We start from the raw sequence: 14,749 nt of genomic DNA, 5'->3' as shown, positions 1-14,749 counted from the left end.
GCACTAGCGTAAGTGGATACCATACTATTATAAAATGTTTCATACATATCGCCCCATTCGTTCGCTAAATCAACACCTAATTCCACATAGTAAATCACCAAATCAATTGTTTTGATTTGATTGTTACAAACTCTATCAAAATCTGTAATCGCCTTTTTCGCTTCTGTTAATTTGAGTTTTGCTTCCCCTCGTTCAGGATAGAACTGGTGCAAAATCTTCTTTTTTGCCTCTTCAAACAATTGATTTTCCGTACTTTCCGGGTCCAGCAACATATGAATATATTTTTTGACATCTGAGCTAGATTTATAATTATCGATTATAATAGAGATTAACGTATCAGCTCCATAAGATCTTAGTTCTTTCTTGAGTTGAGGTATTGTAAGTTTGCTCATGTACAATCACTGTCCCTTCATTTGTTTGAAAATTACTCTGAACCGTCTAAATCTCCATTCCGCTATAACCCATGGCGCGATACCCCTTTACCCTCTTCCTGTACATGCTCATAAGAAGCGGCACCTGGATATCGACATAGTCATATATCTTCACGTCTTGTTTATTCGCATGAGATCGGTGTAATCGCCCAGCATACTGCTGTAGGCTGCCTTTCCACGAGATCGGATGAACTAAAAATAACGTATCAAGCCTTGCATCATCGAACCCTTCTCCAATCAATTTCCCTGTAGCGATAAATACTCGTTCCTCTGAATCAGCTATACTTGCTATTCGCTGACGAAGCTCCTCGCGCTGTTTTTTACCCATTCCACCGCGCAGTACGATAACATTTTTAGCGAACTTCTCCAACTTTTTTTCGAAGTATTCCACGTGTGCAGTTCGCTCTGCGAGAAGGATTGGTGACCTACCTTCATCCAAACATTTTAAGATATCGTCAAATATGAGCTCATTCCTCTTCTCATCATCAACCAGGAATTGGTAGATAGTTTGAATGGATGGGGCTACTTGTAAGGAAGGCAGTTGAAATGATGTATACCTAGGTACTACTTTATGTTCAAAACCTCGTACGATAGCTTGAGATTTTGCATCAATTCTAGTACGAATAGGACCGCACTGCATAAGTACAATAGGCTGTTGTCCATCTTGCCGAGTTGGAGTTGCTGTAAGGCCCACTACATATTTTGCATTTGCCTTTTTCAAGACTTGTTCAAAACTAAAAGCTGATACATGATGGCATTCATCAACAACTATTTGTCCATACTCTGTTAAATATTCCTTAATCTGACCCTTGTAATTTAAACTTTGAATAACAGCTATATCAATTTTACCCGTACGTTTCTCTTTCCCACCACCGATAATTCCAATCTCTTTTGTATCTACATTTAGAAAAGAACTTAATCGTTCCTTCCATTGATCCATTAGTTCACGGCGATGCACCAGTACCAGCGTATTTACTTTTCTAGAAGCGATAATGGAAGCCGCAACGACTGTTTTCCCGAATGCTGTCGTCGCTGATAAAATCCCCATGTCATGCGCTAAAATCGATCTAGCCGCGGCATCCTGTAGAATCGACAGCTGCCCTGTAAAGTTAACGTCGACCTCCTCACCCTTGTTTCTCTCATCTGATATTATTAATTCTACACCATACCTTTCAAATAAATTTGAAAGCAGATTCAGACAACCTCTTGGAAGAGCTATATGCTTAGCAAAATCCTCTGCACAGCCTATGACGCGTGGCTTTCCATAAGTAGGTAAACGCATCCCTTGCGTTTTATAAAAATCAGGATTTTGAAAGGACGCAAGCCGACTAACTTGGTTAATCATCTTGGCGGACAAGCCATCTTTCTCAATATAAATCATATTAGATAAAGTAATTTTCACCTTTAAAGGTAGTGACATTTCAAGTTGATCTTCATCATTAAAAACGATTTGCTGCCTATCCCATGGTCTATCCTCGTCTATTTCTTCATCCCAAATCCCGATATTCAGAACACTTGAATGCCTTGTAATCTCTTGAGTTTTACTTTCAATCTGAGGTAACGTCATTTTTCTTAACCCTGATAAAAAACTCCACTGATCTTCATACGGAACTAGATTTTCATCAACGAAAACACTATTCCCCTCTTTACGGGGACCTCCTTGCAAAGGAAGGGCGATCAGATTGCCAAAACCACCCTTGGGGAGTGTATCTTGATTAGGAAATATGCGATCGTACGAATCCAATCCAAGCTCATATCTACACTCCATTGTCTTGGTTATAAGTGCACACCCAAATCTCCGAGCCAAGCTAGCCTCAATAGGCTGATCAAAAAATATCCATACATGCCCTCCATTTCCAGAACGAGAGCGTTCTAAAGCAGCTGGAACTTGCAGATTCATGCATGTTTCCATGACAGCAACCGCATCTTGTTTCCAATTCCGTTTATCAAAATCGATGGCCACAAACCAGCAAGTTTCATCTTGTAACATGGGATATATTCCAATCGTATGGTTAATCTTAGCATCAAGATGATTAGAAATGATTTCATCAGTAATAGGAATAAACTCTCTGTGAGAGCAATCAGAACATTTGATTTGAGGCTTTTTACATACAAATGACCATTCATTTTTACAAGCCGGTGAGTAGCCAGACTTCCCTGTTTTACTCTCCCATCGATTGGGGTATACATCCTCACGGCCACGAAACAGACTGCGAAATACAGCTATTTTGTCCTTGGGAGAAGAATAGTTGTGGATAACTCCTTTTTCAATTGCGAAATTGGTGACGGTCTCTTGAATCACTTCCACGGGAAGATTGGAAACGGCTACTGTAAAATCATCTTTTGTCCTATCAAAAAGGCTCTGCCTCAACTGAAGATTCTCTTGTTTCAACCGTTCTATCTCACTCAGGGCAAGTTCGAGTTTTCTTTCCAGGCTTGTCATACTACCTCCAACTTTAGAGACTTTTGTAACCATATTTTATCATAGGAAGAATTGCGACCAGAACAAGAAATACCGCCCAGTTCACATTTAAGTGTGAATAGACGGTAATAGGAGTTATATTTTTATTAAGGGAATTCCAAGTTCAGATGTGTACGTAATTTTTTCTTGCATGACTTTCCCTCCCACGGGCATTTAGACTCCGTTTATCATGTTATTCCCATTATATCACAGTAAACTAGAACTAAACGAAGGCTGTGCCTTGTCACATTATCTGGCTACTTTGGGTCAATAAACTCCAATCCCGTGTTTCTCATTACAATATGGAAGCGGTAGCTAATTTCGGCAGACTTGAATATCTCGCTCCAATGATCATACTGCGACGGCTGCAGACGACTCCGAAAGCGATTACCGAAGCCAAAGACGTCAGCCCCTTCTCGCTGGGTCTTCTCGAACAAGGATTTGGCATGGTCGTTCAGGTCAGACTCCAACTCAGCAATGATTTCTGATTCATTCAGCTTCCGCTGACGGGAACTGTCGATTAAAACTGTGACCAGCGAACAATCAATTTGGATGATTGGTTTCCCGCTCTTAAGCGACGTAGCTATCCGGGTATGGTTATGTACAATCCTAATATCCGATCTACTCATCAGTTCAACCTCCGAATCACGAAACCGGCGTGTGAAAATTTCATACAAAAGCGATTCATCCTTGTCTATTTCGCCAACCATCCTACCGCTGACAAAAATCGCATTGCCACTAAAGCTAAACGAATTTTTCTCACCTTCCATTAATACCGGGATCAGATTGGCATGAAACGGATTATAAAATTTGGCATAGACCTCCCACAGCTTCGTTACATTTTTTCTTGGGATGCCTCCGGCATAAGGCTCGAAAAATAGCTTGGTATATATACCAGAGAGTTCTCCTGTCGGGTTTGGGCTGCTAAAAATCCGTTCCATATTGCCCCTGACCACGGCAACTACAGCATCTAAGGGGACGGAACGCTCTCTGATTGCAAATTCCAGAAAAGGGGTAAGACCCGTCTTGGCCAACGACTCATCTAACAGCAGTGCGCGTGTGGAGGAAGTCTCCAACGCTTTGGGAAGCTTGTATCTTAATTTGTTCATCGCATCGGGGACGGTAAACCCTTTCTGACTCATCGTAAAGAAATCTTTTTTCGACGTTTCCTGTCCTGCCTTGGGAAGAGGGAATCGGAACCATACTCGGAGACCCGTCTCCGGCGCTTTCTCCAACCCTATCACACCGACCATGAGCCGATTATCAATGTCTTTGGAATCCCAGCATCCGGATCCGATCGTCATCATCAGGAAGCATACGATGGCTAACTTCCATATCGGGTGTCTTCGCCTCATATTTCTTTACCCTTTCCCCCCCGATTTCGAGCAAAAACCAGGATTGCAATGCCGAGCAAAGGAAAAGCGAACATGATATACAGACGGATGCCAATCGTAACTAAGACAATATGTTCGATCTCTCTCCAAGAAGACAGTAACGTGGCCGCCGTATAAACAACAATGAAGATAATGACGTAAATCAGGCCATTGTTCGCTCTCGGCATTAGAGTTTTGAGCGTTTCACCCAGGGCGTGCAGCTGCAGAGCCATGGTGATCAGAACATAGAGCATGGTCACGGAAACAAAAATGGCGGTCATACTCTCAAATACGATCCAATAATGATAGATCGAATCCATTTTGGATATAAAAGGAAAGGTCAAGCGTTGGCTTAAATCCCTTCCAAAGGTCATAATCGGCAGATAAACATAGCCTGCAATCAAAGGAAGAGCACAAATGAGGGCAACAACGTAGCTTCTCCAGGCACGTCTTGCGGACTGCATCCTATAAGATCCGATCAGCGATGTAAACGTAAACCCCATCCACACAAACGATCCGGCATAAAAGTGCTTGTTGAGGAAAAAATCGCCGTTCGTCCGGAACCAAGGTGTACCTAAGGTCCACTCAATATCACTAAAACCTAGAATCAGCAGCGCCAATGTGCAGATAAACGCCAACAGAAAGAAAACCCTCGCAGCCCTCACAATAGGCATCACTCCCGCCAAGGCGAGTGCAGCAGGAGCAAGGAGCATTCCGTTCAAAAACGATATTGGCGTGGTGGGCAGCATCGTCATCGTAATAATTTCCGAATAGGCTCTCAACATCACGATGAGAGTTCCGAACAGAAAAAGTAATACGGGTAGACAAAGAATGCTCGTCCAAATGCTGCCTAGCACAGATCGTATGACAGCTATCAGCTTGTTATCTTCCAGCCTGGCCAACATTCTGCTGTAAAGCCAAGAGCTGAGCAGAGCGCCCGCGACCCAAACGGCAATCGGGATCCAATAGCCTCCTGACGTACTACGAATCAGGAAGCTCGGATAGATGAAACTAGCCGCGGCACCTGAGAACAGCATTTGAATCACAAACATTTCATAGCCAGTTATGCCGGAAGAATTTTTCATGACAAAGGGCTCCTTTCTTGAAATAATGGCTAGGACGATCCCAACCTTTTCTTCTTGGGCCATAAGGGTGTGAGGTAAGGAGTTCCGAATGATTCAAGACAGCTTAGATAGATAACTAAGCACACTAAGCAGAATACGATACCTAGGAGCCCAGCTATCGTGGCTCCAATCACGACAAAATACTTCAGGACTCGTTGTACTAGTCCCATTTGATAATCAATAACGATAAAATTAGTGATGGCCGTAGCTGCCACAACAATGACTAACAGATGGCTGACGATATTGGCCTGGATGATCGCTTGCCCTAGGACAACACCGCCGACCATCGTAACCGTCGAACTTATCGTCTTAGGCAACCGCAACCCGGCCTCTGTTATGAAATCTATCGTTATAAGCATTAGGAGTGTCTCCACAAAAACAGGATAGGGGACGCCCTCCCTGCTCGCAGCTGCGGCGAGACTAATCTCCAGGCGGTTCACATCGACATTGACAGATGTTAGCGCCACATACATAGCGGGAAGAAACAAATTAATAAACATGGCCAGAACGCGCAGCGCATGGAAAAAATAGGTAACGTGCGGATTTACATATTTATCCTCGGGCGAACGCCAAAAATCTGTGTAAACAGAAGGCACAATCAAAGCGAAYGGAGAACCATCTATCATGATGATAACTTTGCCTGCCAGCAGAGATTCCGATACACGATCAGGTCTTTCCGTGGAGACGGCCATTGGGAACAACAGCATTCTTTTTCTGGCCATTAGCAGTCGCAGCAGTTGTGCGCTGTCCTGAATGCCGTCCGTTTGAATCTTCTCCAGCTTTTCTTTTAGCTGTGACAACAGATCGGGATCGACGGCATCCGTATAAGAAAACAGAGCAACTCGGGTGTGGCTGGCCGTGCCGACAATCGTTTCCCACAGTTTTAATTGGGAAGAACGAATTTGCTGTCTAATTAATGCCGTATTGACATCGAGACTTTCGTTGAAAGCGTTCATAGGGCCCTGAAGAACATTTTCAGTTACCGGTGACCCTACCGATCTTTGCTGGCTTTCCGATAAACTCAGGATAAGCCCGGAAGACGATCTTGCTTTACATATAACGGCTGAGCCGTGGCAGAGCGCTTGCACGCATTTTTCGAACGTTCCTTCCCTAAATCCAGTCCCCCTGTAACGCTCAAGCCGCGCGGACAAATCTCCGCTGATATCGGTACCGAGCAGAAAATCCAACTTCTGTGCGGAGGATAAGGATGAGATAAAACATAAATGCAATTCGGCGGCATTCTCCATCCCGATCAACATCGTCGCATAATCAGCCGAATCCGCAAAAGCTTCTTTTAAGCGTTCAAACAAAGGCAGAGTATCTTCTTGTTCATTTAAACCAAAGATGGAAGTAAGAATATCAGTCGTGGTTATGCCCCCCCTGCAACCCTAAATATGGTAATCCAGTATTATTCTGTCCAAGTCCTGAAATATCATGTTATACAACAAAAAAACGACCAATCCCAAAGGATCGGCCGCTCTATTTTACTGCTCCATCAATTTAATCTGTGGTTCCCAGCCCAACAATCTTTTCGCCTTCGCGTTGGAAATGAGAGAAGCTCTTCCCTCCAGCGGGGATCGAATTTCTTTGACGCCAGGTAGATATTTCTCCACTAAATCCCGAGTTAACCGATCCGACGAGCTATCATCCGCTGCAATGATAAGTGCTTCGGCGCCAAGCCCATCGACTTCAATCGCTTTAAGACAAGCAGAAGCCACGTCCCTAGCATCGATGTAAGACCAGAGGATACGCAAACGAGCGTCCGTGTTATCAAAATTAGCTTTCAGCTGCTCATAGCTCTCGGGCACAAGAATGTTGCCCAAGCGGAAGCTGACTACCTGCATGCCAGTACGTCGGTGGAACGCCTGAGCCGTGACTTCGTTCACCACCTTGGACAAACCATAGCTGTCCTCCGGCAACTGTGGATGCTCTTCATCGATCGGAATATACTGAGGCTCGAAAAACTCGCTGGCAAAACAAATGCCATAAGACGACTCGCTCGATGCAAGCACAACCTTTTTGATGCCCAAGTTGGCCGCCGCCTCCAAAATATTGTAAGTACTCATTACATTATTGCGGAAACAAACGTCATTCGTATGCGTATAGGCTTGTGGGATAGCGGCAAAATGCACAATACCCGCCACCTCTTTCCGACTGCCAGTACTGAATTGCGAAATCGCATTATGTACCTGCCCCAAATCATTGAGGTCCGTAATAATCGTCCGACAAATTGGCTCTGCTGGTGCCTTCACATCCAAATTAATGACATCGTAATTATTTTCCACAAAATGTTTTAAAATCCACTGACCCGCTTTACCGCTGCCGCCAGTTACAATAATCCGTTTTTTCTCCATGAATCTTACATCCTCCTTAGGTCTAATCAACCTCTATAAAAATCCCGAATCCAGCGATGCGGCTTCAGCTTCTCAAGTTGCTCCTTCGTTAGTCCCTGCCCATCGCCAACACGCATATTTGACTCCACATTTCGCACGGAGCGCATACCCGGAATGACCGTGGATACAGCAGGATGACTCAGCACGTACCGCAGTGCGATTTCCGGCATTTGCTCAACAGAAATATCCAGATCAGCAGTGATCTTCTGAATACGATCATACACCTGCTGCTTACGATCGCCTTGGAAGTAGCTATTCCGGAAATCACCTTCGCTAAACGTTGTGTCAGGTGTAATGCGCCCCGTTAAACCGCCTTCATCCAGCGAAACTCTGACAATGACGCCTACATTGTGCTCTGCACAGGCAGGAAGCAATTGATCTTCAGGACTTTGATCGAAAATGTTATAAATTACCTGCACCGTATCAACGAGCCCCGTTTCAATCAGCTTGAGCGCATTGTTCGGTTGATGATCGTTGATTGAGATGCCAAAATGTTGAATTTTGCCTTGCTCTTTCAGCTTGCGGATCCCTTCCAGCCAGTCTCCTTGACCCACCCACTCGTCCGACCAGACGTGGAACTGCTGCACATCGATTGTCTCTAAGCCCAGATTGCGCAGACTTTGCTCCGTACTCGCTATAACATGCTCCGCTGTAAAAGTCTCTTCCACAGCTACGCCATCGCGTGCTGGCCATTGCCTGTTTTTCGGAGGGATTTTGGTAGCCACATAGATGGGCTTATCGTGGGCTTTCACCACTTGCCCGACAAGTCGTTCGCTGTGACCGTCACCATAGCCCAAAGCTGTATCAATAAAGTTCAACCCCAGCTCAATCGAGCGATTCAGTGCTTGAATGGATTCCTCGTCGGAAGCGCCGATCCAAGCCGTTTTACCGATTCCCCATGCGCCGTATCCGATTTCCGATATCTGCAGTCCCGTTTTTCCAAGAGTTCTAACGTTCATCCTCAGTCCTCCATCCACTGTTTGGCTTACACTTGTTATTATACAGGCAAAGGAAAAGCTGCATAAGAACTGAAAAAGTTGTCAGTTAGTAACGTTGGCGTAAGTGGGGTCGGGTTGATGTAAAAGAGAAAAATAAAAACCGCCAGTTTTACCCTGACGGTTCTTATGCCTACAACCGAGGATCCATCTCCCTCTCCCCAGCAACCTCGAATAGTAAATTCGCAACAATTTCCTTATACTTGTCATTCTCCGGTGTGATCTCATCAAACCTAATTGAGAGCATTCGATCCCCTAGACGATATTCATTCATGGAGGTGCGAAGCTTTTGATTTATATTCTTTTGTTTCATCAGCTTCTTGTACTTGTGCGGAAAACGGTAGTCATAACCGTAAATAATCGACAGGTAATCCTTATTTCGAACTTTCATATAAGGCGCCACATTGGCTTGGATGACTTCAGGCTTAATCACGACACCTTCCATATAGTTATCCACAGTTAGCCTAGAAAAGTAGCGTTCAGCCTTCTCATAGAAATCCGGATCAGCAAGATCCAGCAGCAGAAACTCATCCTCCGACAAAAAGCTGTATACCTCCGAAGTCTTCCAGTCCGGTATGCACTCGTCGCCATTTTCATAAATGATTTTCAACAAAGCAAATGGTTTGTAGGCAAGTTTACCGTCTTCCGCATAAATCTCAAGCTGCCTTTTGTAGGTTTGGTATGCTTGAACATGTTGCTCCAACGGAACATAAGAGTTCAGAATATCGTGGATATTCTTATAGTTTTGGTAAATGTGTGAGCCGTACTTGTCGCTGAGCGAAGTCTTAGACATATTGTACTGATCCTTCTCAAACCCGCTTGCCCGATAATCGGCAGTCAACTTGTCAAATGCTTGCTCAAAACCATTTTGCTGCAAAAATGCCAATTCACTCTCCAAAGCCTTCTCAATTGGCTTAAACTGTCTTTGAATCAATCCGTCGCCGATCGCTTTCCACGGCAGAAGCTCACCGTCCAGAATGAGCATTTCGATTTGATTCTCTTCCATATAGCCGCCGAACTTATGCTGCAGCGCCTCATAGATTTCCGTCAAATCAATCTGATTGATGCGATAACCATTACGGCTGACCGCAAAGCACTGGTCTATAGCTTTATTCAAGTAAATATTACAGCGTGAACCCATGTATTTTGGTTGCAGAACAACCTGTGAAGCACCCCGCTCCGCAAAATAACCCAAGCCACGACGCAAAGATTCCAGATCCTGCGCAGCCTCATCCTTATCAGCCGGAGACATTGTCCCTGAGATGAAATTAACCTTATTCCTGGATACGTAATGCAGTCTGCGAATCTCATCCTCACCCATATCTTGCAGCGACACCTTTTTCTCTTCATGAAATAAAGTTTGAAGTGTATCCGTCATCACGGTTTGCTCGGACTTCTGCGATTTCATGAACGGTTTGTATGAAATACTGACGGAAGTCAACATATGACCATGCGCGCTTCCTGTGTCGATATGGATTTTGTTTTTCATACGAAACGCATTTCTGGCGGCAACGTGCCCGAAAATGTGATAGGGATGATTCTTCACCGCTTCATCTCGGAGAAAAGTAAGCTGCTCCTCCAATGGCGCATTACGATCAATGCGATAATTACGCTGATGACGGACCGAGTTCGCGTCCAGTTTGCCAATGTATTTGTTTTTACACGGGGCATGTGTCACATAGAAGGAGGGATTATTCAGCCCATTCAATCGATAAAACGGCTTAGCAACCGCTACCAGTTCATTAAACTTCTCAAGCAGCTCCGCATCTTGCGAAAGCACCTGTGTGGAATCGAAGTAAGTATGAAGAAGTTCTTGATCGACCCCGCCGATCTCTCCCTGCATGTACTTATACACAAAATTCTCATGATTCCCCATTACGAATAAGAAATGCTCCTGATTTTCATGCAAAAACTCAATGATTTCTCTCGTTTTCTTCCCCTTATCAATCCAATCTCCCAAAGAGATAACTTTCGTGTTCCGCACTTTATCTGTAACCATTAGCTTGTTGCCATTGATTTGGTAACCGTGGCTCAGCAGCAGCGCTTTGAGTTCATCCACACACTCATGAATATCGCCAATAACAATGTACTTCATATTTTGTAGAAGAATGGTGGAAAGGTACTCCTCTCGATCATTAATAATCACTCGGTAGGCTGGATTCGCTCTCCCCTCCGTCACAGAATAAAAATCCTTATACCGGATCTTATGGATCTTGGAGTAGTCTTCTCTAGAGAGTGAACCTAAAACCTCTTTCCTCAACCGGTTAATGTGGTTTGTAATCAACTTTTTCGAGCGATCCGAGGCGTAGTAGTCCTCCCGCTTGCGATAATCAAACAAAATGACTTCCAAGTTATATTTATTGGCTTGCGCAATCTCCCGAACCTTAGCACGGAATTCCTCGGCCAGCCCCGTCGTATCCACAATCACGAATTCTGCGTTGACCGGGAATGAAGTCGCCATCTTCAGCTTTTCGAACAACAGGTGAAACGCCTGATCGCTCGCCTCCAGCATCACCTAATCATATTTATCGTAGTCATAACCCAAGACCTCTTGACGGAGGCTATCGGAAGATAAATACTGCACGTTTGCTTTTACATTCCTTGACTCATCAGCGAACCTCAACCCAGGAATCAAAACTTCCTTCGCAAAAGTCGTTTTTCCGCACTCCGTCGACCCAATCAGCATGAAAATCGTATGAACTTTGGTTTGAATCTCCATTTCCTACGCCCCCCTTTTCTTAAGAATAACGCCTTGCGTTGTCTGAATATGATTGACCCCGTCCCCGATAGAAACGAATTCATAGTCAAGTCCGGTTTCACGAATGACATCCGTCAGCCACTGCTGAAACGCCGCTTGCCCCATCTCCCATTTATGATCCTCATGCCGGAATCCTGGAAGTTCATAATACACATTGAAGTCAGAGTTAGGCGTCGTAATAATAAAATGCTCAAAATCGACCTGCTCACAAATGTGCCGAATCAGCTCCTTGGCCTCATCCTCGCTCATATGCTCAATGACTTCCGTCATAACAATATCGACTTGTTCCCCGTTATAATCCTCCAAGAAACGATCGATTGAGCTGAACGGAACGATATTGTCGATCTCTTTGGATCTGGCTTTCCTACTTACCGATTCGAGCAGTTCCTCATTAATATCAATCGCGTAGTAGGTACCTTCAATCTTCGCTGCGAATGGAATCGCATAGAAACCTTCTCCACAACCAACGTCCAGGATGGACTTGTCAAAAGGAAGCGCACGAGCAATATAATTCCTCCGCTGCAGCCCCGTACCCCCATAGTCAAAACGAATATCGTACCGGCTTGTGCTCTCCAGCTCCACTTTGTAATTCTTAAAGCGTTCTTTCGAAGATAAGAAGTGGCGAACAAACAAACTGCGAATATAAAATGGCGCGTCGATCACATGAATACTTCTGATATATTTATCCAAAATGCTATCTGAGATATCGATATATTCATTGCCAAACATGGATAAGAACAAGCATAGCACACTCACGGCATGCATCAGGTGATAGAGACTTCGCCGCGTTGTAACTGTAAGCGAGTAGCTTTTGTGAGCTTGATGCACGATTTCAAACGTAAAGTCTTTCAAATATTTTTGGAAAAATTCCACATACCTCACCATTTCAATATGAATCATATTGATATAAAACGTATGCTCGTAGCCTTCAGCATCCCGTTCATCTTGCGCCTTAAGGGGAGCTGAGAAAAACTCGTTAATTGCATTTAACGGAAATAAAGGCGTGTTATAGCGAGACACATTGAGATATTCAAAGTTTTCTTGTTCGTTCTGTTTATACGAGATTTCATTATCCGCATCCTTGAAATACACATTGAACGTGGAGGCGTCCGTGTACCAGCCATATGCCATCCCCTTCCGAATGGATCGGAGCATAACGCCGGATTCCGGGTTCTTTTTGATGATAAAAGAAAGCTGCGGGTTGGTTGATCTTACTTGGACAATAGCCATCGTTATCTTCCCCTTGGATATAAAATATAAAAAAAGGCCATGGACTCAAGAGTCCATGACCAGGTACACACAGTTCACACAGAGAAACTGGCAGAAATGCCTAGTTGAATCCGCGTGCGCAAATACCAGATGAGCCGATGAGAGATGATTGATATATACCGTTATCCGAATTGAATTTACTTTGATCACTATGCTTGGAATTGAATGATTGGAATAATTTCATCTTCATCGTGCTCCTTTCGTTATCTTATTAGCTACTGAAATATTAACTGCAACCCCAGATATTGTCAACGAATAATTCATTAAGCTGCTCCGTACAAGAATTGTTCAGGAGAGCTACCGCCCTAGAATCAGTTTACTTCTCGTTTATTGACCTAATTGCCTTACGAACAATTTCAAACTTTTTGTCTTCCGATGCCGTATACCCCTGGTGAGCAAAAACTTCTTGGATAATCTCCTTTCCGACAGGATCATTTCCTAAAGACATAAAAGCATCCTGAATCTTCTTCCGCCATTCTGGATCCATATCCGATCGTACAGCGATCGTATCATTAGGAATCTTTTCAGAAAATGCAAGGATACGTGTATCACTGAGTACATTAGGGAAATCCTTCAGGATATTTGAACGGACGTCCTGGAAAACAGCAGCAGCATCAATATGACTATTGAGTAAGGAAATAATTGACTTATCGTGGCCTTGAAACATGACACCTTTGACGTCATTTACAGGATCAATTCCATTTTTCTTCAGTATTAATCCCGGATAAACATATCCAGCAGCTGAAGTCACACCCTGCCATCCAATGGTTTTGCCTTTCAAATCCTCAATACTCTGAATCGGTGAATCTGCTCTAACAACAAACATAGCCTGGTAAAAGTCAACGAGCTGCTGCGTCGTCTTCCCCGTTCGTGGATCCACACCAAAGCGCAATGCTTGCATAAGCACATCAGCCCCCTTGTAGTAATCGTGCGCATAGATATACTGGCTTGGGGGCAGATAACTAATGTCTACTTTCTTAGCTACCATCGCTTTGATAACATTGGAATAATCGTTGGAAACGGTCATTTTAATGGGAATCCCTAATCGTTCACCAAGTAGTTTCTCAAGCGCTTTTGCTTTGGCTTCCATGGTTTCAGCATTTTGGGCTGGTACGAATTGGACTGTCAAAGTATTGGGCACAAATGTGGAGGAAGCTACGGTGCCATTCTGTGGCAGAGTATCCGCGGTGTTTTGGTTACTAGCTGCATTTGGAGACAACGAGTTAATCGTAACGCTTTGGTCATTAGGGTTCCACAATACGCTAGCGTCGAACGCTTCACTAACGAACCTAAGTGGAACCATTGTATTTCCATTTGAAACAAATGGACTGGAACTTAGAACAACAGCTCCATCGTTGATATGTGCGAACGGTGAACCTAGGACGAGCTGAACCCGAGTCCCCCCTTTTTCTGCTGATATTTTCTGATCTCTATCACTCCAAGTCACACTCGCATGTAATGCTTCGAATACAGCTCGTAAAGGCACCATAATAGTTCCTCGATCATTAATTGGCGGTGTTTCAAAACTTAAGGTCTGGTTATCGACGCTAACGACTATATTTTCCTGGTCATTGTCCGCCACTACCATTCCTCCGCCGAAACAAAAGAAAATGGCAACTACAATGGCAACAACACGCGATACCACTTTTCTATTCGTCATACTCGATCTCCTTAATATATGCATTAGTTAAAGTTCTCTCTTTCGTTCAAGATGATAAATAATTCTTACATTTTTGATGTGTTTATAGTAGCTTCGTTCGCTATATTTCCAAATTGCAGATTCTACTTTGAAAGAACCTAGAGCGTGGATCGATAGATTCTCACACTGGTTCCTTCTATGTTTCTCTGACGGCTTATTCTCTGCATGCTAGTGTATCACTCCTCAAAGGGAAGGCTTCTTTATCCTTATTTTACCACATTGAGTATAGTTAAATAGAACATAAAA

General features: G+C 43.9%; 9 protein-coding genes and 2 pseudogenes. All 11 read right to left on the bottom strand.

Annotated features, from left to right (window positions below):
- The coding region (locus AC1DUA_RS00440) for a DUF6155 family protein (RefSeq protein ID WP_477497842.1) at positions 1–392 on the bottom strand (392 nt) is incomplete at its 3' end.
- Between the two features lie 46 nt (positions 393–438).
- Complete coding sequence (locus AC1DUA_RS00435; protein ID WP_477497841.1) at positions 439–2,874, bottom strand: TOTE conflict system archaeo-eukaryotic primase domain-containing protein; 2,436 nt, start codon at positions 2,872–2,874, stop codon at positions 439–441.
- A gap of 275 nt (positions 2,875–3,149) precedes the next feature.
- Positions 3,150–4,247, bottom strand: coding sequence for a Ger(x)C family spore germination protein (locus AC1DUA_RS00430; RefSeq protein ID WP_477497840.1), 1,098 nt, complete (start codon positions 4,245–4,247; stop codon positions 3,150–3,152).
- Positions 4,244–5,350 carry a GerAB/ArcD/ProY family transporter gene (locus tag AC1DUA_RS00425; protein ID WP_477497839.1) on the bottom strand — a complete coding sequence of 369 codons (1,107 nt, stop codon included), beginning with the start codon at positions 5,348–5,350 and terminating at the stop codon, positions 4,244–4,246. Before AC1DUA_RS00425 ends, AC1DUA_RS00430 begins: the two co-directional genes overlap by 4 nt.
- A gap of 29 nt (positions 5,351–5,379) precedes the next feature.
- Complete coding sequence (locus AC1DUA_RS00420; protein WP_477497838.1) at positions 5,380–6,699, bottom strand: spore germination protein; 1,320 nt, start codon at positions 6,697–6,699, stop codon at positions 5,380–5,382.
- Between the two features lie 174 nt (positions 6,700–6,873).
- The gene (locus AC1DUA_RS00415; protein WP_477497837.1) at positions 6,874–7,743 is read right to left on the bottom strand and encodes an NAD-dependent epimerase/dehydratase family protein; all 870 of its coding nucleotides are present in this window, start codon (positions 7,741–7,743) and stop codon (positions 6,874–6,876) included.
- Positions 7,744–7,769: 26 nt separating this feature from the next.
- Positions 7,770–8,741 carry an aldo/keto reductase gene (locus tag AC1DUA_RS00410; protein WP_477497836.1) on the bottom strand — a complete coding sequence of 324 codons (972 nt, stop codon included), beginning with the start codon at positions 8,739–8,741 and terminating at the stop codon, positions 7,770–7,772.
- Positions 8,742–8,910: 169 nt separating this feature from the next.
- A pseudogene (locus tag AC1DUA_RS00405) lies at positions 8,911–11,496 on the bottom strand (metallophosphoesterase).
- A 3-nt stretch (positions 11,497–11,499) separates the two neighbouring features.
- Entirely contained in the window at positions 11,500–12,765 is a 1,266-nt protein-coding gene (locus AC1DUA_RS00400) for a methyltransferase domain-containing protein (protein ID WP_477497835.1), read from the bottom strand.
- Positions 12,766–13,120: 355 nt separating this feature from the next.
- Positions 13,121–14,062: a phosphate/phosphite/phosphonate ABC transporter substrate-binding protein gene (locus AC1DUA_RS00395; RefSeq protein WP_477497844.1), complete on the bottom strand. Its 942-nt coding sequence runs from the start codon at positions 14,060–14,062 to the stop codon at positions 13,121–13,123.
- Positions 14,042–14,392, bottom strand: a pseudogene (locus AC1DUA_RS00390) (copper amine oxidase N-terminal domain-containing protein); the annotation flags it as partial. The pseudogene AC1DUA_RS00390 and the gene AC1DUA_RS00395, both read right to left, overlap by 21 nt.
- Positions 14,393–14,749 lie beyond the last annotated feature (357 nt).

This window comes from Paenibacillus sp. 01T422, from assembly GCF_056398785.1.
Note: the sequence above shows the minus strand (reverse complement) of the source record. Positions and strands in the feature narration are given on the sequence as shown.